Below are 24,429 nucleotides of genomic sequence, written 5' to 3'. Positions count from 1 at the left end.
GGTGGGCGCCGCATCGCGTACCGGCTCGGGCCGACGACGCCACCCTCGGGCGGGGTGCGCGGAGGTCCCGGCGCACACCGGGTCCGGTCAGCGGCGCTCCAGGCGGAAGAGCCGGATCTCGCGCTCGATCCTGGCCTGGTACGTCGCGTACGGCGGCCAGAACCTCAGCACCGCCTGCCACGCCTCCGCCCGCTCCTCGCCCGCCAGCAGCCGGGCGCGCACCGCGATGTCCTCGCCCCGCCAACTCACCTGCGCATCGGGGTTCTTGAGGAGGTTGGCGGTCCAGGCGGGATGACCCGGACGGCCGAAGTTGGAGCCGATCAGGATCCAGGTGCCGGCCGCCTCCTCCGGCATGCACGCGAGCGGCGTGGTGCGCGGCTGCCCGGACCTGGCGCCCTTGGCGGTGAGGATCACGCCCGGCAGCATCTGGGCGCTGAGCATCACCTTGCCGCGCGTGAGCCGGTGGACGGCGCGGTCCATGGCGGGGATGAAGTGCGGGGCGATCTTCGCGAACGTACGGGTCGAGGAAACCTTCTGCATCAGGCGGACACCGGGAGGCATCAGACGGCCACCCTCTCTTCTGTCGTGGTGGGGGTTCCGGCAGGGGTTCCGGCAGGGGCGAACAGGCCGGCGCGCTGTGCGGCGTACGCGCGCAGCCGGTGGACGGGGCCGAAGAGCAGCTCGTCGGCCGCGGCCCGCTTGAAGTACAGGTGCGCGTCGTGCTCCCAGGTGAAGCCGATACCGCCGTGCAGTTGGACGGCCTCCGCGGCCGCCGTGCGCAGCGCCTCCAGACCCTGGGCGAGGGCCAGGCCGCCCTGCCCCGGGTCCCAGGCGGCGTAGTACGCGGCCGAGCGGGCCGCCTGGAGCTGTACGTACACGTCGGCGAGCCGGTGCTTGACCGCCTGGAACGAGCCGACGGGCCGGCCGAACTGCTCTCGCGCCTGCACGTACTCGACGGTCCTGGCCAGGGCCTGCCCGGCGGCCCCGGCCGCCTCCGCGGCCAGCACGGCCGCGGCCCCGAGGCCGGCGGCGGCGAGCGCGGCGCAGATCTCCGCCTGGTCGTCCTCTCCCAGCAACTCCGCCGGTGTGTCCCGGAGTTGTACGCGCCCCTGCGGGCGGGTCTCGTCCAGCACGGTCTGCCGGGCCCGCGCCAGGCCGGGCGCGTCCGCCCGCACCAGGAACAGCTGCGCCCGGCTGCGGGCGAACCCGCCCGTGTGCGCGGCCACGACCAGCAGCTCCGCGCCGTGGCCGTCCAGCACCTGGGCGGCCTCGCCGTAGAGCAGCCAGCCGCCCGCCTCCATGTCCACCCGCGCCTGGATGCCGCCGGCGCGGCCGCCGCCGGCCCAGCCGTCGGGGGCGTTGTCGCAGGTCAGGCCGAGGGCGGTGGAGAGCGCGGGGCCGGGCACCACGAGGGTCGCGGTCAGCTCCCCGCCCGCGATGCGGGGCAGCAGCTCCGCCTGCTGGGCGGGGGTGCCGAGGGCCGCGATCAGGGGGGCGGCGAGCACGGAGGTGGCCAGCAGCGGCGAGGGGGTCAGCGCGCGGCCGGTCTCCTCGCACGCGAGGGCCAGGTCGGCGAGGGTGCAGCCGACGCCGCCGCGGTCCTCGGGGAGGGCGAGGCCCGGCAGTCCGAGCTGCCGGGCGAGCTGCTGCCACAGCTCGCGGTCGTATCCGGCTGGGGTGCGTACGGCGGCCTTGACCTCGTCGGGTCCGCTGCGCTTGCCCAGCAGCTCCCTCAAGGTGCGGCGGATCTCGTCCTGTTCCGCGGTGAAGGCGGCATCCATCGGCGGGCTCCTCCCCGTATCTGACGGCGCGTCATATTAGGGCGGCCGAGCGTGGATGCACAGAGCGCGGGGCGGTCGGACTCCTGCCGCGGGGGGCAACATCTGATGTACCGTCAGATCCATGTCGTCCTCCTCCAGCTCCTCCAGCACCAGCACGCGTGCTGCGGCCGCGGCCGGGCGGTCCGCGCCCGGCCGTCGCAGGGTCGCCGTCGTCGGCGTCGCCCTCTCCGACTGCGGCCGGGTCGACGAGGCCACCCCGTACGCCCTGCACGCCCAGGCGGCCCGGCGCGCCCTGGCCGACTCCGGACTCGACCGCTCGGTCGTCGACGGCTTCGCCTCCGCCGGGCTCGGCACCCTGGCGCCGGTCGAGGTCGCCGAGTACCTCGGGCTGCGGCCCACCTGGGTGGACTCCACCTCGGTCGGCGGCGCGACCTGGGAGGTCATGGCGGCCCACGCGGCGGACGCCATCGCGGCCGGGCACGCCAACGCCGTCCTGCTGGTCTACGGCTCGACGGCGCGCGCCGACATCAAGGCCCGCCGCCGGACGTCGAACCTCTCCTTCGGGGCGCGCGGCCCCTTGCAGTTCGAGGTCCCCTACGGGCACACCCTGGTCGCCAAGTACGCCATGGCCGCGCGCCGGCACATGCACGAGTACGGCACGACGCTGGAACAGCTCGCCTCGGTGGCCGTCCAGGCCCGGGCCAACGCCGCGACCAACCCGGACGCGATGTTCCGCACCCCGATCACCGTGGACGAGGTGCTGGGCGGCGACATGATCGCGGACCCGTTCACCAAGCTGCACTGCTGCATCCGGTCCGACGGCGGCTGCGCGGTACTGCTGGCCGCCGAGGACTACGTACCGGACACCGCGAAGGCCCCGGTCTGGATCCTGGGCACGGGCACGTCCGTCTCGCACACCACGATGTCGGAGTGGGAGGACTTCACGGTCTCGCCGGCCGCGGTCTCGGGGCGGCTGGCCTTCGAACGGGCGGGGCTGCGCCCCGCGGACGTCGACGTCGCGCAGATCTACGACGCCTTCACCTACATGACCCTGGTGACGCTGGAGGACCTGGGCTTCTGTGCGAAGGGCGAGGGCGGCGCCTTCGTGGAGAAGGGCCGGCTGCTCCGGGACGGCGAACTGCCGGTCAACACGGACGGCGGCGGCCTGTCGGCCTGCCACCCGGGGATGCGGGGCCTGTTCCTGATCGTGGAGGCGGTCCGCCAGCTGCGCGGCGAGGCGGGCGAAGGCCAGGTCCGAAAGCCCGGCGGCCGCCTGCCGGAGGTAGCGGTCGCCTCGGGCACCGGGGGGTGGTTCTGCTCGTCGGGAACGGTGCTGCTGGGGAGGGGGTAGGGGGGTGGGGTGGAAGTGAGGGTGGGGGCGGGGCTACGGGTACGAGTCCCCGCACCCGGCATGGCGCGGGCCGGGGGCATTCCACACCCGCACCCGGCGCCGGGGCGGGCCGGGGGCATCCACAGCGGCCCTGTCTTGGATGGGTTCCTGGAGCCACCCGCCACTTGAGGGTGTTTCCGGGGCGGGGCGGCCCGTCAAGGGCGCTCCGCTGCGCTCCGCGTCGCCTTCGGCGATTCCACTTCGTTCCACCCTTGACCGCCCACCCCGCCCCGGGGGTACGACGAGTGGCGGGAGGCTCCAGGAGGGACGGTCAGGGGGCAAAGCCGAGAGCCGGCCGGCGGCCATGGGAGCGTGCCCGGCGGCTCCGCCCCCCGGCGGACGGGCGGGAGCCCGGCATCGGCTCCCGATCCCCAGTGCCGGGGCGGGGCCGGGCCCCGGTGCCGGGGGCACGCGCCTGGTACCGGAGTGCATGAGGTGTCTCCCTGGGCGTCTTTCCTGGGGTTGTCCGCCGAGGTCTTTGCCTTCCGGGCCGGGGTGGCCTGTCAAGGGTGGAACGAAGTGGAATCGCCGCAGGCGACGCGACGAAGGAGCGCCCTTGACAGGGCACCCCGGCCCGGAAACCCTCGGTCGGCGGACGGCCCCGGATACGTCCAGTTCCCTGAGGCCGGCGCAGGGGATGCCGCCCTCCGTCCACCTCCCCGACACCCCTCCGCTCAGAGTTGGCCGTGCTCGCGGAGGACTCGGCGGGCTTGGGCGAAGAGCATGCCGACGTTCACGGTCTTGCGGCAGACGACCACCGCGACCACTTCGTCGGTGCTGTCGATGCGCAGGAAGAGGTGCGCCAGGTTGTCGCTGTTGACCAGGATCTCCTGGAAGTAGTGGCGGTCGCTGACGATGCCGCGGCGCTCCTTGAAGATGCCCTCGATCATCACGACGTTGCGGCCCTGGAAGAGTTCGAGCGTCGCGGCCGCCAGCATGTCGAGGACTTCCGCCGGGTGGGAGTCGACCGTCTCGACGGACAGCAGCATGCCGGTCGACATGTCGATGACCCCCGCGGCCACGCAGTCGGGAACCTCCGCACGCAGCCGCTTGACCAGGGTCGCGACCTGTTCGGACATGCTCGGGCCCCCGTGGGGTGTAGGGGTGCTCATCGTGCTCCTTGGTGGGATTGGGTGGTGGGTGCGGTGGGCGTCGTGGGTGCGGTGGGCGTCGTGCGTGCCGCGGGCCTCACGTGCCGCGTGGCGCCTCCGGCGCCGTCAGGAGGGCTGTCAGGCGTTGGAGGGTGGCCTGCGTTTCGGTGTGGAGGCGGCGGACGTCCAGGCCCGTGTCGCCCAGTACGCCGATCAGGGCCATGTCGCCGACGGGGTGGGCGACCAGGTAGCCGTCGGTGAAGCGCGACACGGTGTGGTGCAGCAGCCCCTTGCTGGTCATGGCGCCCGCGCGGCGGGCGAGGCTGACGGCCGCTGCGGTGAGTGCGGCCAGGCTCTCCGCGTCCGCGGTGTCGTCGGTCTCCGCCGTGATCAGCAGACCGTCCACGGACGCCACGACGATGTCGGTGACGCCGACGACGCGGTCCCGCAGTTCCCGCATCTCCGTGGCGAGTTGGGTGTTCCTGGTGGTCAAGGTTCTCCTGTCGTGCTGCGTCGTGTTGCCTGTTCGTGGGCCCAGCGGGTGCCGCCGAGCGCCCGGTACCTGGCGAGGAAGGCCGGCGGGGGCTCCCACGGCTCGGCCACGGGGCGCAGCGGCAGTACGTCGCCGATGCCGCTCGCGCCGGGGCGGCGTCGTGGGAGGCGGGCGTGGGCGGGAGGGCCCGGAGGCGGGCCCGGGGGCGGGGGTGCCGTCGGCGCGGGTTCCGTCGGTGCGTCGGCCGTGGGCACCGTTGCGAGGAGGCCTTCGCCCAGCAGGCGGGAGACCTCGACGGTGACGGCGTACAGGCTCCGGCCGAGCAGGAAGGCGATGTCGCGGACGCTGCGGCGGCCGTTGGCTCGGAGCAGGATCTCCCTGCGCTCGCCGGTGGCCGGGCCGGCGAGCCGGGCCGAGCCGGCCGGGGTACGGGCGATGCGGGTGCGGAACGGGGAGGGGCACCGGCCCAGGGCGCTGAGGACGCGGATCCGCCGGCCCGCCTCCTCCACCAGCCAGTCCGGTTCGATGCCGGCGGGGGCGGCGAGGCGGCAGGTGTCCGCGTCGCGGTCGAGGGTGAAGCCGTTGATGCGGCCCATTCCGACGGCCAGCGCGCCGTCGAGGGCGGCCATCGCGCACATCAGCTGTAACTCGGCGCTGCCCACCAGGTCCTGGGCGATCAGCGCGGTTCCGAGGCGCCCGTCGGCGGCCGAGGAGCGGGTGACGGACGCCCAGTCGGCCTCGCTCACGCGGCCCGAGCGCAGGAGCAGGGTCTCGACGCCCGGGGCGCCGGGCGAGGCCACCTCCAGGAGTGCGCCGCGGCGGAGGTGGAAGGAGCCGCCGGGCTCTCCGGAGACCAGCAGCTCTCCGGAGAGCCGGTCCCGTGCCGCCTCGGTGAGCGCCCTGGCCAGGTCGAGCCCCGTCACCCTCGATGGATTCCGACGTGGCGCCGGTACGTCGATTTCTGCCATGCCCCTGCAATCAGCCGCTGCCGCATATGCCAACTCGCTGACCGCACCGTAGCCACGCGCACTGATCATTCGATATGAATATTCAGTAGTGATCGGCTTATGTCGCGACCCGAGCGTTCGGGACCCGATTGATCGTGTATTCGATTGTTTCCGGAGCCGGCGGCTCGGACTACGGCACGGCGCGGCGCAGTTCCACGTACGCGATCTCGTCGCCGTCCAGGACGTAGCGGTCGAACTCCTCGAAGCCCCGGGCCAGGGCGAAGGCCAGGCCCGACGCGTTCGACTCCAGTACCACCGTCTCGACCTGCGTGACCCCCAGGGCGCGGGCGGTCGTCAGGGCGTGCTCGTAGAGGGCGCTGCCGTGGCCGCGGCCGCGGTGCTCCGGGAGGACGCGGGCGATCACCACGGCCGCGTCGGGGTTCTCGTCCGGCGGGCGGACCGTGGTGTTGCCGACCGGTTCGTCGCCCAGGTACGCCACGTCCAGGTGGTGGCGCGCCGCACGTTCCCGTACGTCCGCCAGGGACAGCGGGTGGGTCGGGATGATCGTGTTGTGTACGTGCCGCCAGTGGCCGAGCATCTCGTCGCCCACCGGCCGCACGATCCGCAGCTGGTCCATGGCGCGCAGCCAACCCGGCCGGGGCCGTGCCCGTCAATCGCGTTCTGGTGCTGGGAGGATGGGGCCATGACGACCACCGCCGAGGAATTCCGCAAGGCGCTGCGCTCCCTGCGCGTCTGGGACACCGAGCTGCCCGCCTTCGACGTCGACCGGGCGCCCGGAGAGCCGCTGGGGCTGTTCCACGAGTGGTTCGCGCACGCCGTGGCGGCCGGCCAGACCGAGCCGCACACCATGTCCCTCGCGACGGCCGACGGCGAAGGGCGCCCGGACGTGCGGACGCTGATGCTGCACGACGCCGACGGGCGCGGCTGGCACTTCGCCTCGCACTCCGGCAGTGCCAAGGGGCGTCAGCTGGCCGGCCGCCCCGAGGCCGCGCTCGGCTTCTACTGGCCCGCGGTGGGGCGGCAGGTCCGGGTGCGGGGCCGGGTGGTGACCGGCGGCGCCGAGGAGGCCCGCGCGAGTCTCGCCGTACGGTCGCGCGGGGCGCTCGCCGCCGCGCTCACCGGGCGGCAGAGCCAGGTGCTGGGGTCCCTGGACGAGCTGTACGCCGCCTCCTCGGCGGCCTGGGAGCGGGCCGGGGCCGAGCCCGACGCGCCGGCGCCCAGCTGGACGCTGTACGTACTGGAGCCGCGCGAGGTGGAGTTCTTCCAGGGGGACGCCCAGCGCCGTCACGTCCGGCTGCGCTACCTGCGTGAGGCGGACGGCGGGTGGGTACGGGAGCTGCTCTGGCCCTGAGGCCGCGGGCCGGGCAGGGCCCGGACAGGGGCCGGGCAGGGGCCGGACAGCGGCCCGGACAGGGGCCAGGCAGGGGCCGGACAGCGGCCCGGCCCCCGGCCTCACGGCCTCCCGGCCCCCGTCAGCCGCGCGCCGGCCGGAAGACCGGGACGTGGATCTCGTCCGTCTCCGCCCGGAAGGCCACCTCCAGCGGCATGCCGACGCGCAGGTCGTCCGCCGCGCAGTCGATCACCTCGGTCATCATGCGGGGTCCCTCCGCCAGATCGGCCACGGCGGCGACGTACGGGACCCGGGAGCCGAAGGGCGGCAGGTCGTTGCGGTACACGACCGACCAGGTGTAGAGGGTGGCTCGGCCGCTCGCGGGCTCCCACGCCACCGTCTCGCTCCAGCAGTGCGGGCAGAACTCCCGCGGGTAGTGGTGGGCCCGCCCGCAGCTCCCGCACCGGCGCAGCAGCAGCCGCCCCCCGGCGGCGGCCTCCCACCAGGGCCGGGTGAAGGCGTCCACGTCGGGCAGGTCGAAGCGGGGCGTGGGCGCGGCGGCGGTCACAGGAAGAGTCCCGTCGCGTGGTCGAGCGACCAGGTCTGCCAGCTCATGGTGAACAGCGCGACGAGGGAGATCAGCGCCATCATGGCGTTCTGCCCCTGCTCGGCCCAGTCGTGGATCATCAGCACCAGGTAGAGCAGGTTGAGCAGCAGGCCGCCGACGAGGGCGACCGGCGTCAGGAAGCCGGTCACCAGCCCCAGGCCCAGGGCGAGCTCGGCGTAGACGACGACGTACGCCATCAGCCGCGGACGGGGCTGCACGACCTTCGCGAAGCCGGTCTTCACGAACGGCCAGCGGTGCTTGTCCGCGACGTCCGCCGCCCACGCGATGCCGGTGCCGCGCTCGAACCAGCCCTTCTTGTCCTTGTGCCGCCAGCTCTCCAGCCACCACAGGCCGAGGCCTATCCGGAGCACGGCGACCCACTCGGCGCCGCCGAGCAGGATGGTCCGCATCGCCCGTCCACCTCCCTCACCCACACGCACTCATCTGACGGTACGTCAGTTCAGCGGATGGGACCCCTTCCGCACAAGACCCGGGTCCCGTGATCGATTCGCAACCGGATCCCGCCTTGACCGAGACCCATCAACGCTGTGTGCCGATACGCTCACAGCTCATGCTGGACACCACCCCCCTCGAGAACCACACCGAACCCCGCCCCGTGTACGTCATCGGCGCCGGGCCCGGCGGGCTCGCCGCGGCAGCGGCGCTGCGCGCCCGGGGCGTACGGGCCGTGGTCATCGAGAAGTCCGACGCCGTGGGCGCCTCCTGGCGCCGCCACTACGACCGGCTGCGGCTGCACACCACCCGGCGGCTCTCCGCGCTCCCCGGGCTGGCGATGCCCCGGAAGTTCGGCCGGTGGGTGGCCCGCGACAACGTGGTCCGGTACCTGGAGAAGTACGCCGAGCACCACGAGCTGGAGCTCGTCACCGGCGTCGAGGTGACCCGCGTCGACCCCGCCGAGGACGGTGCCGGCTGGGTGCTGCACGCCACCGGCGGACGGGAGCTCGCCGCCTCCGCCGTGATCGTCGCCACCGGCTTCAACCACACGCCCCGGCTGCCGGACTGGCCCGGCGCCGACGCGTTCACCGGCACGCTGCTGCACGCGAGCGAGTACCGGAACCCGGGTCCGTACGAGGGCCTCGACGTGCTCGTGGTCGGCGTCGGCAACACCGGCGCCGAGATAGCCGTCGACCTCGCCGCGGGCGGGGCCGGGCGGGTGCGGCTGGCGGTGCGCACCGCCCCGCACATCGTGCGCCGCTCCACCCTGGGCTGGCCGGCCCAGCGCACCGGGATCCTGTGCCGGCGGCTGCCGGTGCGGCTGGTCGACCGGCTGGGCGCGGCGGTCGGGAAGCTCTCGGTGCCGGACCTGGCGGAGTACGGGCTGCCGCGCCCGGACACCGGGCTGTACACCCGGGTCCGCGAGGGGGCGATCCCCGTGCAGGACGTCGGGCTGATCGACGCGGTGCGGGAGCGGCGGGTGGAGCCCGTGGCGGCCGTGGAGTCGTTCGAGGGCGCCGAGGTGGTGCTGGCGGACGGCAGCCGGGTGACGCCGGACGTGGTGGTCGCGGCCACCGGGTACGGCCGGGCGCTCGAAGGACTGGTCGGGCACCTCGGGGTGCTGGACGAGCGGGGGCGTCCGGTGGTGCACGGCGCCCGCACCCCCGCAGGGGCGCCGGGGCTGTACTTCACCGGCTACACGAACCCGATCAGCGGCATGTTCCGCGAGATGGCGCTCGACGCGGAGCGGATCGCGAAGGCCCTGGCCCGTGCCCGCACCCGGGCCGGCGGCGGAGCGGGCGCTTCCGCGACCCGCCGGTAACCCCGCCGGTTCCGTACCCCTAAGCTCCCCTGCAAGATCGAACATGGGGGGGAACATGACGTTCAGCTTCGGCCTGCCCACGCGCCTGACCCGCGCGGCGGCCACCGGCCTCGGCACCGCGGCCGTCGTACTGGCCACCGGCACGCTGGCCGCGCCCGCGGCCCTGGCGGCGCCCGCACCCGGAGCCGCCGGCGCGGCCTTCGGGGCGGCGGCGGAGGACCCGTACGCACGGGTCGTGCTCGGCACCGGCCTCGGCTGGAACGCGGTGACCGTGGACCTGGGCGGAGCACCGCGCCCGGCCGGTCTCGCGGTGCACGTGCGCGTGCCGGGCAGCGACACCCGGCTCGCGACGGTGACGGAGTTCCCGTTCGGCGGGAAGACGGTGGCCGGGAAGGTCCAGCCGCTGCAGTCCGCGGCGCTCAAGCTCGCCGAGCTCGGCAACTACGCCCTCGACCTGGAGTACCGGGACGCGCGCGGCGTACCGGTCCTCAGGAAGGACCTGGGGCGGCTCACCTACCAGGTCAGGCCGTGGCTGTCCGAGGTCGGCCCGGTCGGCGGCTCGGTGTCGCTGGACTCGCTGCGCACCGCGGTGAGGGGGCGGCTGACCGCCACGGACCCGCGCGACGGCCAGGAGGTGCCGCTGGGCGGGACCGCGGTGAAGGTGGACTTCACCGGTGACGCCCTGCCGGCGGAGCCGGTCACGACGGGTGCGGACGGCCGCTTCCTGCTGCCGCACGCCTTCGCCGGCACCGAGACCTCGACCGAGTTCACCGTCTCGTACCGCAGCGCGCCGGCGGAGCAGACGGTCAGCGCGTCGGGCAAGGTCTGGTCGAGCAACCGCTACCCGGAGATCCGCCTGGACTCGCCGGCCGAGCTGACCGCGCGCCACGGCTCGACGGCCAAGGTCACCGGAAAGGTCGTGCGCAAGGCCTGGACGGGCGCCGACGAGCCGGAGCTGGTGACCGTGCCGGGGATCTCCGTGCTGGTCAGCACCGGCTACTGCCCCGTCGCCGGGTGCGCGCCGAAGCAGCGCCTCCAGGTGGTGAAGACGGACGCCAAGGGCCGGTTCTCGCTGAGCCGGAAGGTCCTGGAGGACGGGACGTGGATGGTCGGCTTCGACCCGGCGCTCCCGGCCAACCCGTGGGTGTACCCGGACCCGGTCGCGAAGCGGATCGAGGTGACGGCGACCGCGCGGACGGCCTTCGAGGACTACCGGGCCCGGCAGCGCTCCGACGGCAAGGTGACCGTCTCCGGCAGGCTCGCGCTGTACGAGGGTCCGGCCGTGCCGCCGGGCTCCGCCAAGGTCAAGGTGCAGTTCTCGGCGAACGGCAGGACCGGCTGGACCACCGTCAGCAGCTTCGGCACGCCGTACGGCAAGGCCTTCACCCACACCGTGCCGGGGCGGGGCGCCGGCTACTGGCGGCTGAAGTACACCGGCACCACCACCGGTGACGAGCCGATTCCGGGGACGGTCTCGGCCAAGCTGCCGCTGGGCGCGGTCCGCGGGGCGTGACGCGTGACGGGCGCGGGTACGACGTACCCGCGCCCGTCACGCGCGTCCGTAGCTCCGTCCCGCTCCGTCCCGCTCCGCCCGCGGACCGGCGTCGCACCCCTGCCCTGAGCACCCGTTCCACCCCACTCCTGGGCACCCGTCCCACCCCTCCCAGGGGGCCCGTACGCGCCTCTTCGGCCAGGGCCGGGAAATCCGGCCACTGCAACCTGTTCCTGACTGCCCGTCAGTTCAGTAATCTGACTAAGCGTCAGCTATGGCGTCAGTCCTGGAGAGTCATCGAGCAGGAGCGGGCGGAACGATGCTTGGATCTACTCACGGCACCCTCACCACCGACTTCCGCGCCCGTGTCGAGGCCTGCGGGGAGCACCCCCGCAGGGCCGTCCACTCCACGGCCGGATCCCCCTCCGAGGGGGTACCGGACCTGGATGTGAGCGGGCGCCCCCTGCACGCCGACGTGCCCGACCTCGACCGGTTCTTCCGGCCCGAGTCCGTGGCCGTCATCGGTGCTTCCGACGCCGAGGGCAGACCCAACACCGGAATCACCCGCCAGCTCATCGCCTGGGCCGGCCGCGTCGGGGCGCGGCTGTACCCCGTACACCCCACGCGGGAGACGGTGTTCGGCCTCCCCTGCCACGCGTCCGTGGCCGACCTGCCCGAGCAGGTGGACCTGGCCGTGCTGCTGGTCGGCGACCCGCTGCCGGTGATCGAGGAACTCGCCGAGGCGAAGGTGAAGTTCGCCGTCGCGTTCGCCTCGGGATTCGCGGAGACCGGGGACGAGGGCGCGGCGGCGCAGGCGCGGCTCGCGGCGGCGGTCCGGCGCTCGGGCCTGCGCCTGCTGGGCCCGAACACCAACCTCAACGCCTTCGAGGAGTTCCGCGAGGACCTCGACGGCCCGGCCATCGCCCTGATCACCCAGTCCGGCCACCAGGGCCGCCCCGTCTACACCCTCCAGGAACTGGGCATCCGGCTCTCCCACTGGGCGCCGACGGGCAACGAGGCGGACCTGGAGACCTCGGACTTCATCGCGTACTTCGCCGAGCGCCCGGAGGTCGGGGCGATCGCCTGCTACGTCGAGGGCCTCAAGGACGGCCGCTCCTTCCTGCTCGCCGCCGACCGCGCCGCCCGCAACGGCGTGCCGGTGGTCGCGGTCAAGGTGGGCCGTACGGAGACCGGCGCGCGGATGGCGGCCTCCCACACCGGCAAGCTGACGGGCGCGGACACGGTGGTGGACGCGGCGATGCGGCAGTTCGGCGTGATCCGGGTGGACGGCCTGGACGAACTCCAGGACACCGCCGCCCTGTTGGCGCGGGCCAGGAAGCCGAAGGCCGACGGGGTCGTCGTCTACTCCATCTCCGGCGGCACGGGCGCGCACTTCTCCGACCTGGCGACGGAGGCCGGCCTGCGCCTGCCCACCCTCTCCCAGGCCAAGCAGGACGAGCTGCACCAGTGGATCCCGGAGTACCTGAACGTCGCCAACCCCGTCGACAACGGCGGGCACCCGGTGGGCGACTGGCGCGGCCGGAAGATCATCGACGCGATCCTGGCGGACCCGTCCGTCGGCGTGCTGATCTGTCCGATCACCGGGCCCTTCCCGCCCATGAGCGACCGGCTGGCGCAGGACCTGGTGGACGCCGCCGAGCAGACGGACAAGCTGGTCTGCGTGGTGTGGGGCTCGCCGGTGGGCACGGAGGAGGCGTACCGGACCACCCTGCTGGGCTCGTCGCGGGTGGCGACCTTCCGCACCTTCGGCAACTGCATCACGGCGGTCCGCGCCTACCTGGACCACCACCGGTTCACCACCGGCTACCGCTCGCCCTTCGAGGACGCGCCGCGCACGCCCTCGCCCTCGTACCGCAAGGCGCAGGCGCTGATGCGGCCGGGCCAGCAGCTGAGTGAGCACGCGGCGAAGCAGCTGCTCAGGGCGTACGGGATACGGGTGCCCCGCGAGCAGCTGGTGACCAGCGCGGCGGCGGCGGTGCGCGCGGCCGGGCTGGTGGGCTACCCGGTGGTGATGAAGGCGTCCGGCCCTCAGCTCGCGCACAAGACGGAGCTGGGCCTGGTGAAGGTGGGGCTCACCTCGGCGAGCCAGATCCGGGACGCGTACCGGGAGCTGACGGACATCGCGCGGTACGAGGACCTCCCGCTCGACGGCATCCTCGTGTGCCAGATGGTGGAGCGGGGCGTGGAGATGGTCGTCGGCGTCACGCAGGACCAGCTCTTCGGGCCGACCGTGACGGTGGGGCTCGGCGGCGTGCTGGTGGAGGTGCTGCACGACGCGGCGGTACGGGTGCCGCCCTTCGGGGAGGACCAGGCGCGGGCGATGCTGCGCGAACTGCGCGGGCACGCGCTGCTGGAGGGGGTGCGGGGCGCACCGCCGGTGGACGTGGACGCGCTGGTGGAGGTGGTGCTGCGGGTGCAGCGGATGGCGCTGGAGCTGGGCGACGAACTGTCGGAGCTCGACATCAACCCGCTGATGGTGCTGCCGCGCGGACAGGGCGCGGTGGCGCTGGACGCGCTGGCGGTGTGCCGGTGAGTGCCGTGGGCGGGGAGGCGGACGTGCTCCACCGGGTGGAGAGCGGCGTCTCGTGGATCACGCTGAACCGGCCGGCCGCGATGAACGCGGTCACCTGGGACCAGCGGGAACGGATCATGGTCCTGCTGGCCGAGGCCTCGGCCGATCCGGCCGTCCGGGCCGTGGTGCTCACCGCCACCGGCAAGGGCTTCTGCGCGGGCGCGGACCTGCGCGGCCCCCCGGCCGCCGGGGAGCGGGTCGTGGGGGACGTCGCCCGGATGATCCGGCAGGGCGCGCAGCGGTTCATCACGGCCGTGCTGGACTGCGAGAAGCCGGTGATCGCGGCGGTGAACGGCACCGCCGCGGGCATCGGCGCACACCTGGCCCTCGCCTGCGACCTGGTGCTGGCGGCCGAGTCGGCGCGGTTCATCGAGGTGTTCGTGCGGCGGGGGCTGGTGCCGGACGGGGCGGGCGCGTACCTGCTGCCCCGGCTGATCGGTCCGCAGCGGGCGAAGGAGCTGATGTTCTTCGGCGACTCGGTGCCGGCCGCCGAGGCGCTGCGCCTGGGGCTGGTGAACCGGGTGGTCCCGGACGCGGAGCTGGAGTCCCTGGCCCGCGACTGGGCCGAGCGGCTCGCGCAGGGCCCAACCCGCGCCCTGTCCCTGACGAAGCAGCTGGTCAACGCCTCGCTGGACACGGACCGCACGACGGCCCTGGCGGCCGAGGCGGTGGCCCAGGAGCTGAACATGTCCACCGCGGACGCGAACGAGGGCGTGGCGAGCTTCGTGGAACGCCGCACTCCGAAGTACCGGGGGTTGTAGCGGCCGCGGGCCCCCTCCCCGACGCCGCACACCACGTACCCCGGGGCGCCCACACACCACCGCCCACCGAACCCTTGGCAGGGCCTGGTGGGTCGTGTGGTGTGTGGGGAAGGTGCTTGAGGCGTCGTGGCAGGCTGGTCCGGAGGCAGGCCCGGGCCGGGGGTGGCCGAAGGCCAGGGGCGCAGCCCCCTTGCCCCCGGGGTGGGCCTGCCGCAGGGCCTGCAGGCCACGACGGGTCAAGCACCGAGGGGACCCACACACCACACGACCCGCCCCCGAAGCTTCGGGAGAGGCGTGCGGCCCGGCCCGGTCGGCCGGCCAACTCGGCCTCCCCACCGGCCTACTCGGCCGCCTTCTCGGCGGGCCCCGCCCCCGCTGGCCCTCCCTCGGGGCCGGCGGCGGCCTCCTCCGCCTCCAGCTCCGCCAGTTCGGCCAGGCGACGGGCGCGCGGGGCGCGTACCGCGACGACGATGCGGGTGATGCCCCAGCCGAGCAGCCACGGCAGGACCGTGATCACCCCGACGTACCAGAGCAGGTAGCCGCTGAAGTCGTCCCACCACCGCGAGCCCGGGTCCCGGAGGCGCACCAGGAAGAGGACCAGCAGCCCGCCCACCGGTACCGCCGGCAGCAGCACCGACCACAGCCGGGGCTTCAGGCCGGGCCGGCGGGCGCACCACACCCCCACCGCGACCATGACGAAGGGCCCGCCCAGGAACCACAGCAGGGCAGGCAGCAAGACCAGCGCCTGCAAGCCCTCACCGCCTCCGAACATCATCCGCGTACCCCCTCCGTTCGAAAGCTCCCGCCGCCAGCACCGGCAGCAGGCCCAGCGTCACCACGCAGGCCCACACCACGCCGAACTCCGGCAGGTACGGGCCCTGGTCGCGGCGGAGCAGCCCCGCCACGGCCGCCGCGAGCAGCGGCAGCGGCAGCAGCCGCCACAGGGCGCCGGGGCGCGGCAGCCGCCCGGCCAGGTACTGCCCGGCCAGCACGGCCGGGCCGGTGAGGAAGACCGCCTGGAGCGTGCCGACGACCGCCGCGGCCACCGGTACGACCAGCAACGGACAGGCCAGGTCCGCCCCGTACTCGGGCAGCCCGTACCGGACCCAGGACCACACGGCGTACCCGAGGCCCAGCACCGTGAACTGCGCGGCCGCGACCGTCGAGGCGGTCCGCAGGGCCCGGCAGCCGACCCAGGTGGCGCGCTCCGCGCTCATCGGGACACCCCCTCGTGCTTGCGGAGCACGCGGACGTCCGCGTAGTCCGGGTCGCCGATGAGCAAGAACAGCTCCGGCCGGTCCGCCGTCCCCGCGACCTCCCAGGAATGCAGCCACTGCGGGGAGCAGGGCAGGGAGAGGTCCACACCCTCCGAGTCGTCCGCCCGGGCTTCCCGGAACGACCACGTGCCCTCTCCCGTACAGGTGCGCTCCTCCATGTCCTGCTGGTACGGCACCCTGGTGACCACCGCCCGGCCGCCCACCTCCAGCCGCAGCCACCCCCCGCCGCCGCTCCACGTCCCCACGTAGCCGTGAGCGCCGAGCCGGGGGGACGGGCGTGGCGCGTCGAACGGGCCCAGGGCGTGGGCCGAGGCGGTGCCCACCGCCATCACCGAGGCCGGGACGGTCACGATCGCCGCCAGCTCCCGCCACGCCCTTCCCTGCGTGAAGTCGCCGTCCGCCCACAGCTCCGCGGCCACCAGCGGCAGCAACGCGAGGCCGGCGCTCCAGGCCCAGACCGTCAGGAAGTCCGAGCCGAGCGCGGCCATCCCGCCTGCGAGTACGGCCGCCCCCGCACCGAGGACTCCCAGGGCCCACAGCAGGGCGGGCCCGCCGTACCGCCCGGCGAGCGTCCGCCCGAGCCAGACCGGGGGCACCGCGACGGCCACCGCCTGGGCGGCGCCCAGCAGCAACGCGACGAAGGGGCCCACGACGGCGGCCATGACGAGCGAGAACAGCAGCTCGATCCCGCCCATGGAGCGTCCTTACTCGTCTCCGGGGATCGCGGCCAGAATCCAGATCCCACCCACCACCAGCAGTTGGATCCCGGCCGCGATCGACGCCGCCAGGACCGCGCTGCGGCTCCACGCTCTCGCGGAGTCCTCCACGAGCCCACCCCCCACACGCTTGAACGTGTTCAACTCTCGCCAGGAGCGTACACCTCGCCCTTGAACGCGTTCAAGGGACTCCCTGAACGCGTTCAAGACCCGCCCGCGCTCCGCCGGCGCTCCACCGGGGTTCCAATCTGACGAGCCGTCAGGTTCAATCGGGTCATGATGGGACACGCAGGGATGGCGGCCACCGTCATCCGCTACCTCAGGAACACCGGCACCCCCACCGCCGTGGACCCGCACCCCCGCCCCGAACTCCGCGCCGTCGCCGACGACGAGCGGGCGCCCGTCGGGGCGGGCGAGTTCCGGGCCGTGCTCGGGCACTTCGCGAGCGGCGTCACGGTCATCACCGCCCCCGCCGCCGAGGGCGAGGAGGGCCCGGCCGGCTTCGCCTGCCAGTCCTTCGCCTCGCTCTCCCTGGATCCCCCGCTGGTCACGTTCATGGTGGCCCGTACGTCGACCACCTGGCCCCGCATCGCCCGCGCCGGGGTGTTCTGCGTGAACATCCTGGGCGCCCGGCAGGGCGAGCTGTGCCGCTCCTTCGCGGTGAGCGGGGCCGACAAGTTCGCCGGCGTCAGCCACGCACCCGCCCCGGTGACCGGCTCGCCGCAACTGGCCGACGTACCGGCCTGGATCGACTGCCGGATCCACGCCGTGCACACCGGCGGCGACCACCTCATCGTCGTGGGCCGCGTGGAGGCCCTCGGCGCCGCGGGCGAGGGCGACCCCCTCCTCTTCCACCAGGGCAGGTTCGGCCGCTTCACGGCCTGAACGGCCGGCCCCCCGGAGGGCCGGCCGCCCGGCAGCGGTACGCCAGGACCCGCGTCAGAAGGTCAGCACCCCCCGCGCCACCCGCCCCGCGTGCGCGTCCTCCGCGGCGAGGGCGAAGTCCTCCACGGGGTACGTACGGGTCACCAGCTCGTCCAGCAGCAGCCGGCCCTCCCCGTAGAGCTTCGCGTACAACGCGATGTCCCGCTGCGGGCGCGAGGACCCGTACCGGCAGCCCAGGATGGACTTGTCCAGGTACAGCGAGGAGACCTGGAACGAGGCCTCGTCGGCGAAGCCCGGCACCCCGAGCAGGACCGCCTGGCCGTGCCGGTCCAGCAGGTCCACCGCCTGCCGGATCAGCTTCACGTTGCCCACGCACTCGAAGGCGTGGTCGGCGCCGGTCGGCAGGACGCCCTTGACGGCCTCCACGGTGTCCTTGACGGCCGACGCGTCGACGAAGTGCGTGGCGCCGAACTGCCGGGCCACCGCCTCCTTCGCCGGGTTGGCGTCCACCGCCACGATCGTGCTGGCCCCCGCGATCCGGGCGCCCTGGATGACGTTCAGCCCGATGCCGCCGGTGCCGATGACCACCACCGACTCACCGCGGTCCACCCGGGCCCGGTTGAGGACCGCCCCCACCCCGGTCAGCACCCCGCAGCCGATGAGCGCCGCCGAGGTCAGCGGCACCTCCTCCGGGATCTTCACGGCCTGGACGGCCTTCACGACCGTCCGCTCCGCGAAGGCCGAGTTGGAGGCGAACTGGAACAGCGGCTGCCCGCCCCGCGAGAACGGCTGCCCCGGCATCCCGATCGCCTTGCGGCACATCGTGGGCCGGCCCCGGTCGCACTCCGCGCAGGCACCGCAGTTGGCGAGGGTGGAGAGCGAGACGTGGTCGCCGGGCGCCACGTGCGTCACGCCCGCCCCCACGGCCTCCACCACGCCCGCGCCCTCGTGCCCGAGCACCACCGGCGGCGGGAAGGGGATGGTCCCGTCGATCACCGACAGGTCGCTGTGGCACAGCCCGGCCGCCTTCACCGCGACCAGCACCTCGCCCGGCCCCGGGTCGCGCACCTCCAGGTCGTCGACCACCCGGACCTGCTTGCCGTCGAACACCACACCTCTCACCGTGCCGCCTCCTTGGGCTCCCTGGGCAGGCCGAGCACGCGCTCGGCGATGATGTTGCGCTGGATCTCGTCCGAGCCGCCGTAGATGGTGTCGGCGCGGGTGAAGAGGAACAGCCGCTGCTCCTCGTCGAGTGCGTACGGGCGCTCCTCCGACCAGTCGTACGGGCCGACGGCGCCGGCGGCGCCCCGGACCGCGACGGCCAGCTCGCCCAGCCGCTTGTGCCAGCCGCCCCACAGCAGCTTCGCCACGCTGGGGGCGCCCTCGTCGCCGGAGCCGCCGAGGGTGCGCAGCGCGTTCCACCGCATGGTCCTCAGCTCGGCCCACTGCCGGATGAGCCGCTCCCGCAGCACCGGGTCGGCCGCGCCGGGCCCGGCGAGGAAGGCGGCCAGCACGCGGTCCAGTTCGGCGGCGAAGCCGATCTGCTGGACGAGGGTGGAGACGCCCCGCTCCAGCGCGAGGAGGCCCATGGCCACCTGCCAGCCGTTGCCCTCGCCGCCCACCACCTCGGTGGCCCCGGCGCCGTCGAAGAAGACCTCGTTGAACTCGCTGGTGCCGGACATCTGGCGGATCGGCCGCACCTCGACGCGGCCCGGCTGGTCCATCGGCACCAGCAGGAACGACAGCCCGTGGTGACGCTTCGAGCCGGGCTCGGTACGGGCCAGTACGAAGCACCAGTCGGCGTCCTGGGCCAGCGAGGTCCAGATCTTCTGACCGGTGACCCGCCAGCCGGCTCCGTCACGCACCGCCGCGGTGCGCAGGGCCGCGAGGTCGGAGCCGGCGCCGGGCTCGCTGTAGCCCTGGCACCACAGCTCGTCGCCGCGGGCGATGGCGGGCAGGAAGCGGTCGCGCTGCTCCCGGGTGCCGTACGCGATCAGGGTGGGGGCGAGGAGGTTCTCGCCGATGTGGCCGACGCGCGCGGGGGCGCGGACGCGGGCGTACTCCTCGGCCCACACCACCTGCTGGGTGAGGGAGGCCCGCCGCTGCCCGTACTGCCCGTACTCCCCCGGTCCACCCCGTTCCCCCGGCCCTCCCGGCTCCCAGCCGAGGCCGATCCAGCCGCCGCGGCCCAGCTCGCGCTCCCAGGCGCGGCGCTCCGCGACGCCCTCGTGCTCGCTGCCGGGGCCGCCCAGGCCCACGGCGGCGGTGTACGGGCCGACCAGGTGCGCGTCGAGCCACTCCCGGGCCCGGGCGCGGAACTCCTCGTCCGCCGGGCCGAAGCCGAAGTCCACGAGCCGCCCCCTCTAGGCGTTGGGGCGGTCCTTGGCGGCCGCCGCCCTGGCCATCGCCTCCAGCTGGGCGAGCATGGGCATCGGGTCGGTGCCGACGGTCCCCGGCAGGAAGTCGGCGATCTTCTCGGGGGTCCAGGCCCCCTCGGCGTACCCGGCGCGCAGTTCGCGCGGCTGGGCCCAGACGGCGATCTTGGGGCCGGCGATCGTGTAGACCTGCCCGGTGATGTTCTCGGCCCTGGCCCGGTCGCTGAGCAGGTACGTGACGAGCGCCGCCACGTCCTCGGGCTCGCCGATCTCCTTGAGCTCCATGGGGACGTTGGCGGACATCCGGGTACGGGCGACCGGCGCGACGGCGTTGGCGGTGACCCCGTACTTGTGCAGCCCGAGGGCGGCGGAGCGGACCAGGGAGATGATGCCGCCCTTGGCCGCGGAGTAGTTGGCCTGGGCGACGGAGCCCTGGTGGTTGCCGCTGGTGAAGCCGATGAGGGTGCCGGACCCTTGGCGGCGCATCACGGCGGAGGCGGCGCGGAAGACCGTGAAGGTGCCCTTGAGGTGGGTGGCGACGACCGGGTCCCACTCCTCCTCGGACATGTTGAAGAGCATCCGCTCGCGCAGGATGCCGGCCACGCAGACGACGCCGTCGACGCGCCCGTACTCGGCCAGCGCGGTGTCGACGATGCGCTGGCCGCCGGCCATGGTGGAGATGTCGTCGGCGACGGCCACGGCCTCGCCGCCGGCCGCGGTGATCTCCTTGACCACCTCCTCCGCGACCTCGCTGGTGGGCTCGCCGCCCTCGATGGACACGCCGTAGTCGTTGACGACGACCCTGGCGCCCTCGGCCGCCGCGGCGAGTGCCACGGCCCTGCCGATGCCCCGGCCCGCGCCCGTGACGGCGATGACCTTGCCTGCCAAGAAGTTCCCCACGTCCCGACCCTTCCCGCGGTTTCTGACGGACCGTTAGATTCTATGGGCAGTCGGACGGACCCGCACAAGCCCCAGTCCGTGCCCGGAATCGAGGAGCTGACGAACCGATGAGCCTGCCCGCCGAGTTCCACGACATCGCCAAGCGCGTCAACAACTGGGGGCGCTGGGGCGCCGACGACGAGATCGGCACGCTGAACCTGATCACCGACGAGGTGGTACGGGCCGCCGCGGCCGGCGTCACGAGCGGGCGCCGCGTCCCGCTGGCCCTGCCGCTCAAGGAGGACGGCGTACAGGCCGGGATGATCCCGGGCCGGATCAACCCGCTGCACACGATGGTCCAGATCAACCAGGAGATCTTCGGCCCAGGCACGGTGGCCTGCAGCGACGACGCGGTCACCATGGGCCTCCAGGCGGCCACCCACTGGGACGCCCTGACGCACGTCTCGCACTCGGGGAAGATCTACAACGGCCGTCCCGCGGACACCATCACCCCGCACACCCGCGCCCAGTACAGCGGCATCGAGAAGGCCGGTCCGATCGTCTCGCGCGGCGTGCTGCTGGACGTGGCCCGCGCCAAGGGCCTGGACCGGCTGCCGGGGAACCACGCGGTGACCCCGGAAGACCTCGCGGAGGCCGAGGAGTTCGGCCGGGTCACGGTCCGGGCCGGGGACATCGTGCTGGTCCGCACCGGCCAGATCCAGGTCTACCTGGCCGGCGACAAACACGGCTACGGCTTCCCGTCGCCCGGCCTCTCGGTCCGCACCCCGGAGTGGTTCCACGCCCGGGACGTGGCCGCGGTCGCCAACGACACCCTGACCTTCGAGATCTTCCCGCCGGAGATCGAGAACCTGTGGCTCCCGGTCCACGCCCTCGACCTGGTGGAAATGGGCATGCACCAGGGCCAGAACTGGAACCTGGAAGCCCTCTCCGCGGCCTGCGCCGACGAGCAGCAGCACACCTTCCTGCTCAGCGCGATGCCGGAACCCTTCGTAGGCGGCACGGGCACCCCGGTGGCCCCGGTGGCGATCCTCTAGGCGCCACCGGGCGACCGGATCCCGCCAGTGGCCAATTCGTGATCTCCGTGGGGTGCCGTCGTTCGGCCGGGGGTGGATAGCGTGCGGTGCCCCCGGGCATCCGGGGGGCGTTCAGATCGCTCAGGAGACGTACATGGCCGTCAAGAAGGCCACCATCCAGGCGCAGGTCGCCGCCGCCATCACCGAGGCCAACCCCGCCGACAGGCCGCTCGTCACCATCCAGGCCGTCGCGGGCCCGAGCGTGTGGCTGATGAGCATGCTCGGGCTGATTGGCCAGGCGTTCCTCACGTACTACTTCATCACCGTCACCGAGCAGGCCGTGCTGGTCCACAAGGCGAGCATGCTGAGCAACCGGCCCAAGGAACTCGCCTTCGCGATACCCCGCACCGAGGCCACCTGGCTGGTCAGCGACGTGAACCGGAACACCCTCTGGAGCTGGTTCCGGTTCCAGCTCCCCGGCCAGGCCACCCCGGCCCGCATGAACGTCCACCGCATCTGGCGCGAGGAACTCGACCAGCTGCTGGACCACATCGTCGGCCAGCCGGTCACCTGACGCGGACGAGGTGACGGACATGCACGACGCGTCCTTCAGCGTCACCGGCAGCGTGAGCCGGGCCGAGTTCACCGAAGGCACCAGGGCAGCGGGCACGTTCCGCTGGGTGCGCGGCGTCGGCGTGCTGGGGGCCGTCTGGCTCGCCGCGGCGGGGATCACCCTCGACGCGGACGGCGTCACGGTGCACCCCGTGCCGCTCGCCGTCGCGGCCGTCTACGCGCTGCTCGTGCCGGTGCTCCTGCCGCGGCTGCTCGTACGGATCGGCCACGCCCGCCGGGCCGCCGCCGAGAAGCACACCGTCGTGGACGGGGACGGCATCACGGTGTCGCGGGGCGGCGAGACGGTGAGCATGACGTGGGACGAGGTCCGCTGGTACCACGACACCCCCGCCACCCACGTGCTGGTGGGGCGGACGGGCCGCCGGACCTGCCTGCTGGTGCTCCCCAAGCGGCTGTTCACCGGCCCCGGCGAAAGCGACCGGTTCGGCGCCTTCGCCCACGCCCGCGCCGGCGACCGCGGCTGACACCGCCCCGCACACACACGCACACGCCGCCGGGGAGGTCCCGCACGGGACCTCCCCGGCGCGGACGACCTGCGGGTGGCGGCGAGCTTTCGTGCTCGCCCCGAGCGCGGCACGGCGGGCCGCCACCCCACGACCCGCACTCGCCAAGGGCATATACCTCGGCGTCCCCTCGCGACGAATCGCTCCCCTCCAGGGTGATCAACGCATGACGGCCCGTCAACACCTCGTTAGAGGGACGTCCGCCGGATCGTCGGTCTTGGCGTCGCGGTCGACCTCGCACCAGATGCGCTTGCCGGCGCCCTCCGGCTGCCAGCCCCAGCGGTCCGCGAGGCCGGAGACCAGCTCCAGGCCCCGCCCGTTGGTGTCCTCGCCGTCGGCGTGACGGCGGGCCGGCGGCTGGGCGCTCACGTCGGCGACCTCCACCCGCACCCCCGGCTCACCGAAGAGCATCCGCAGCTCCGCGGGGCAGCCGGTGTGCACCACGGCGTTGGTCACGAGTTCGGAGATCAACAGGATCAGTGTCTCGGCGAGGGGTTCGTCCACTCCTATGCCGCACCCCGCCAGCCGGGAACGCGCCCATCTGCGGGCGCGGCTCACTTCCGCGGGATCCGCACCGACTTCCAGCTGAACCTGAAGCACCTGCACCGCTCACACCATCCGAACCGGCGGACACTTCGCCTCGCGAGAGAACGGGATCACCGACCGTGACCCCCTTGCGGAGCAGCATGGTTGACATACAGTCACCACAACAAGCGCTTCGGGCATATTCCAGCGCGAAGGAGTAAGCGTGGTGCATACTGTGCGACGCCCTCGCCGCTCAACCGCTCGCATCTGTGGGAGCGTACCGGAGGGCACCCCCGACTCCGCCGTGTAACGAGTCGGGCGAAGGACACAAACCGATATCAACTCTCTGTAATCGGACATGCGTCCCGCGCCGTCCCACCCGTCACCCCCGGCGCCCTCCCCCGGCGCCCCGGCCGGCACCGCTCACAGCGCGGCCAGCAGCTCCCCCGCGAGCGCCTCCTCCGCCTCCTCCGAGGTCATCCACTGCTCGGCACGCACCCACGCCCGCTTCAGGTGCAGGTGCACGTCCGCCTCCCAGGTGAACCCCATGCCGCCGTGCACCTGGAGGCAGTCCCGGGCGTTGCGTACGGCCGCCTCGTCGGCCAGCAGCTTCGCCGCCGCCACCTCGCCCGCGTCCCCGGTCACGGCCGCCGCGTACACCGCCGTACGCGCCACCTCGGCCCGCACCAGCATCTCCGCGCACAGGTGCTTGACCGCCTGGAAGGCGCCGACCGGCCGGCCGAACTGCTCGCGCTCACCGGCGTACCGCACCGCCGTCCCGCAGGTCGCGAGCGCACTGCCGACCTGCAGCGCGGCCGTCAGCAGCGCCCCCTCGGCCCGCCACGCCTCCGGCGGCCGCGCCCCCGGCACCCGGTGCAGCGGCGTCAGCGGGTCCACGGACCGTACGGGCTCCCCGCCCCCCGCCACGGCCCCCAGCAGCACGTCCGCCTCCGCCAGGTACGCCACCAGGCCCCCGGCGAGGTCCGGCGCGGTCACCACCGCGGCCCCCTCCGCCGCGCCCGGCACCGAGCCGGCCGCCAGCTCCGTGGCGACCAGCGGCCCCGGCAGCAGCGCCCGCCCGGCCTCCTCGAAGACCAGCACGGCCTCCGGCAGCCCGAGCCCGACCCCGCCGGCCTCCTCCGGCACCCGCAGCGCGAAGAACCCGGCCTCCCCGAGCTCCCGCCACAGCGCCCGGTCCACGGACGCCCCGGAGTCCACCGCGGCCCGCAGCGCGTCCCGCCCGAACCGGCCGCGCAGCAGCTCCCGCATGCCCGCCCGCAGGTCCCGCTGGTCCTCGGTCAACTGGAACCGCAACGTGG

26 protein-coding genes are annotated in these 24,429 nt (G+C 73.8%); 10 read left to right on the top strand and 16 right to left on the bottom strand.

All coding sequences use genetic code 11. From position 1 onward, the window contains the following. Positions 1-87 precede the first annotated feature (87 nt). Both ACIQUR_RS05445 and ACIQUR_RS05440 read right to left on the bottom strand, forming a co-directional pair. Positions 88-561: a nitroreductase family deazaflavin-dependent oxidoreductase gene (locus ACIQUR_RS05445; RefSeq protein ID WP_403658653.1), complete on the bottom strand. Its 474-nt coding sequence runs from the start codon at positions 559-561 to the stop codon at positions 88-90. Next, positions 561-1,781, bottom strand: coding sequence for an acyl-CoA dehydrogenase family protein (locus ACIQUR_RS05440; protein WP_403658650.1), 1,221 nt, complete (start codon positions 1,779-1,781; stop codon positions 561-563). The genes ACIQUR_RS05445 and ACIQUR_RS05440 overlap by 1 nt, the downstream gene beginning before the upstream one ends. A 121-nt stretch (positions 1,782-1,902) precedes the next feature. Between ACIQUR_RS05440 and ACIQUR_RS05435 the strand changes: the two genes are divergently transcribed. After that, a complete protein-coding gene (locus tag ACIQUR_RS05435) occupies positions 1,903-3,132 on the top strand; it encodes a thiolase C-terminal domain-containing protein (RefSeq protein WP_403658647.1) in 1,230 nt (409 codons plus the stop codon). Positions 3,133-3,845: 713 nt separating this feature from the next. Here the strand turns inward: ACIQUR_RS05435 and ACIQUR_RS05430 are convergent. From ACIQUR_RS05430 to ACIQUR_RS05415, 4 genes are all read right to left on the bottom strand, one after another. Beyond that, on the bottom strand, positions 3,846-4,250 hold the full coding sequence (locus ACIQUR_RS05430; protein ID WP_403658644.1) for a hypothetical protein: 405 nt from the start codon (positions 4,248-4,250) through the stop codon (positions 3,846-3,848). Positions 4,251-4,359: 109 nt separating this feature from the next. Then, on the bottom strand, positions 4,360-4,755 hold the full coding sequence (locus tag ACIQUR_RS05425) for a roadblock/LC7 domain-containing protein (RefSeq protein ID WP_403658641.1): 396 nt from the start codon (positions 4,753-4,755) through the stop codon (positions 4,360-4,362). Further along, complete coding sequence (locus ACIQUR_RS05420) at positions 4,752-5,678, bottom strand: MarR family transcriptional regulator (RefSeq protein ID WP_403658638.1); 927 nt, start codon at positions 5,676-5,678, stop codon at positions 4,752-4,754. The genes ACIQUR_RS05425 and ACIQUR_RS05420 overlap by 4 nt, the downstream gene beginning before the upstream one ends. A gap of 214 nt (positions 5,679-5,892) precedes the next feature. Then, the gene (locus ACIQUR_RS05415) at positions 5,893-6,339 is read right to left on the bottom strand and encodes a GNAT family N-acetyltransferase (RefSeq protein ID WP_403658635.1); all 447 of its coding nucleotides are present in this window, start codon (positions 6,337-6,339) and stop codon (positions 5,893-5,895) included. A 66-nt stretch (positions 6,340-6,405) separates the two neighbouring features. Here ACIQUR_RS05415 and ACIQUR_RS05410 point away from each other — a divergent pair, with 66 nt between their 5' ends. Beyond that, the gene (locus ACIQUR_RS05410) at positions 6,406-7,074 is read left to right on the top strand and encodes a pyridoxal 5'-phosphate synthase (protein WP_403658633.1); all 669 of its coding nucleotides are present in this window, start codon (positions 6,406-6,408) and stop codon (positions 7,072-7,074) included. A gap of 121 nt (positions 7,075-7,195) precedes the next feature. Here the strand turns inward: ACIQUR_RS05410 and ACIQUR_RS05405 are convergent, their stop codons facing one another. Both ACIQUR_RS05405 and ACIQUR_RS05400 read right to left on the bottom strand, forming a co-directional pair. Continuing rightward, entirely contained in the window at positions 7,196-7,621 is a 426-nt protein-coding gene (locus ACIQUR_RS05405; protein ID WP_403658630.1) for a Zn-ribbon domain-containing OB-fold protein, read from the bottom strand. Further along, entirely contained in the window at positions 7,618-8,070 is a 453-nt protein-coding gene (locus ACIQUR_RS05400) for a DoxX family protein (protein WP_403658628.1), read from the bottom strand. Before ACIQUR_RS05400 ends, ACIQUR_RS05405 begins: the two co-directional genes overlap by 4 nt. A 161-nt stretch (positions 8,071-8,231) precedes the next feature. Between ACIQUR_RS05400 and ACIQUR_RS05395 the strand changes: the two genes are divergently transcribed. From ACIQUR_RS05395 to ACIQUR_RS05380, 4 genes are all read left to right on the top strand, one after another. Continuing rightward, entirely contained in the window at positions 8,232-9,437 is a 1,206-nt protein-coding gene (locus ACIQUR_RS05395) for a flavin-containing monooxygenase (protein ID WP_403658625.1), read from the top strand. A gap of 55 nt (positions 9,438-9,492) precedes the next feature. Further along, the gene (locus ACIQUR_RS05390) at positions 9,493-10,950 is read left to right on the top strand and encodes a hypothetical protein (RefSeq protein ID WP_403658622.1); all 1,458 of its coding nucleotides are present in this window, start codon (positions 9,493-9,495) and stop codon (positions 10,948-10,950) included. A 298-nt stretch (positions 10,951-11,248) separates the two neighbouring features. Beyond that, entirely contained in the window at positions 11,249-13,483 is a 2,235-nt protein-coding gene (locus ACIQUR_RS05385; RefSeq protein WP_403658619.1) for an acetate--CoA ligase family protein, read from the top strand. Beyond that, entirely contained in the window at positions 13,474-14,283 is an 810-nt protein-coding gene (locus ACIQUR_RS05380; RefSeq protein WP_403658616.1) for an enoyl-CoA hydratase/isomerase family protein, read from the top strand. The genes ACIQUR_RS05385 and ACIQUR_RS05380 overlap by 10 nt, the downstream gene beginning before the upstream one ends. 340 nt (positions 14,284-14,623) lie before the next feature. Here ACIQUR_RS05380 and ACIQUR_RS05375 read toward each other — a convergent pair whose 3' ends face one another. Genes ACIQUR_RS05375 through ACIQUR_RS05365 form a run of 3 tightly spaced genes read right to left on the bottom strand, consistent with a single transcriptional unit; the run spans position 14,624 to position 16,255 of the window. Further along, positions 14,624-15,019 carry a hypothetical protein gene (locus ACIQUR_RS05375; protein WP_403658613.1) on the bottom strand — a complete coding sequence of 132 codons (396 nt, stop codon included), beginning with the start codon at positions 15,017-15,019 and terminating at the stop codon, positions 14,624-14,626. Between the two features lie 19 nt (positions 15,020-15,038). Beyond that, complete coding sequence (locus ACIQUR_RS05370; RefSeq protein WP_403658610.1) at positions 15,039-15,500, bottom strand: hypothetical protein; 462 nt, start codon at positions 15,498-15,500, stop codon at positions 15,039-15,041. Next, positions 15,497-16,255, bottom strand: a complete 759-nt coding sequence (locus ACIQUR_RS05365) for a hypothetical protein (RefSeq protein ID WP_403658608.1) — start codon at positions 16,253-16,255, stop codon at positions 15,497-15,499. Before ACIQUR_RS05365 ends, ACIQUR_RS05370 begins: the two co-directional genes overlap by 4 nt. Positions 16,256-16,552: 297 nt before the next feature. On the opposite strand from ACIQUR_RS05365, the gene ACIQUR_RS05360 reads away from it, so the two are divergent. Next, the gene (locus tag ACIQUR_RS05360; protein WP_403658605.1) at positions 16,553-17,161 is read left to right on the top strand and encodes a flavin reductase family protein; all 609 of its coding nucleotides are present in this window, start codon (positions 16,553-16,555) and stop codon (positions 17,159-17,161) included. Between the two features lie 54 nt (positions 17,162-17,215). Here ACIQUR_RS05360 and ACIQUR_RS05355 read toward each other — a convergent pair whose 3' ends face one another. Genes ACIQUR_RS05355 through ACIQUR_RS05345 form a run of 3 tightly spaced genes read right to left on the bottom strand, consistent with a single transcriptional unit; the run spans position 17,216 to position 20,436 of the window. Further along, positions 17,216-18,283, bottom strand: coding sequence for a Zn-dependent alcohol dehydrogenase (locus ACIQUR_RS05355; RefSeq protein WP_403658602.1), 1,068 nt, complete (start codon positions 18,281-18,283; stop codon positions 17,216-17,218). Further along, entirely contained in the window at positions 18,280-19,512 is a 1,233-nt protein-coding gene (locus tag ACIQUR_RS05350) for an acyl-CoA dehydrogenase family protein (RefSeq protein WP_403658600.1), read from the bottom strand. Before ACIQUR_RS05350 ends, ACIQUR_RS05355 begins: the two co-directional genes overlap by 4 nt. Positions 19,513-19,524: 12 nt before the next feature. Further along, a complete protein-coding gene (locus ACIQUR_RS05345; RefSeq protein ID WP_403658598.1) occupies positions 19,525-20,436 on the bottom strand; it encodes an SDR family oxidoreductase in 912 nt (303 codons plus the stop codon). 107 nt (positions 20,437-20,543) lie between these two features. On the opposite strand from ACIQUR_RS05345, the gene ACIQUR_RS05340 reads away from it, so the two are divergent. The 3 genes from ACIQUR_RS05340 to ACIQUR_RS05330 all read left to right on the top strand — a co-directional run bounded on the left by ACIQUR_RS05340 (position 20,544) and on the right by ACIQUR_RS05330 (position 22,546). Further along, positions 20,544-21,470 (top strand): cyclase family protein, encoded by a 927-nt coding sequence (locus tag ACIQUR_RS05340; RefSeq protein WP_403658595.1) that lies wholly within the window; start codon positions 20,544-20,546, stop codon positions 21,468-21,470. Positions 21,471-21,603: 133 nt separating this feature from the next. Further along, a complete protein-coding gene (locus tag ACIQUR_RS05335) occupies positions 21,604-22,023 on the top strand; it encodes a hypothetical protein (protein WP_403658592.1) in 420 nt (139 codons plus the stop codon). A 19-nt stretch (positions 22,024-22,042) separates the two neighbouring features. After that, a complete protein-coding gene (locus ACIQUR_RS05330; protein WP_403658589.1) occupies positions 22,043-22,546 on the top strand; it encodes a YcxB family protein in 504 nt (167 codons plus the stop codon). A 216-nt stretch (positions 22,547-22,762) separates the two neighbouring features. On the opposite strand, the gene ACIQUR_RS05325 is transcribed toward ACIQUR_RS05330, so the two are convergent. Then, the gene (locus ACIQUR_RS05325) at positions 22,763-23,191 is read right to left on the bottom strand and encodes an ATP-binding protein (RefSeq protein WP_403658586.1); all 429 of its coding nucleotides are present in this window, start codon (positions 23,189-23,191) and stop codon (positions 22,763-22,765) included. Between the two features lie 342 nt (positions 23,192-23,533). Further along, positions 23,534-24,424 (bottom strand): acyl-CoA dehydrogenase family protein, encoded by an 891-nt coding sequence (locus ACIQUR_RS05320; protein WP_403658583.1) that lies wholly within the window; start codon positions 24,422-24,424, stop codon positions 23,534-23,536. Positions 24,425-24,429: the final 5 nt, after the last annotated feature.

This window comes from Streptomyces sp. NPDC101132 (genome assembly GCF_044759225.1).
GTDB lineage: Bacteria > Actinomycetota > Actinomycetes > Streptomycetales > Streptomycetaceae > Streptomyces.
The sequence above is the reverse complement of the archived record's forward strand: the minus strand, read 5'-3'. Positions and strand labels throughout refer to the sequence as shown.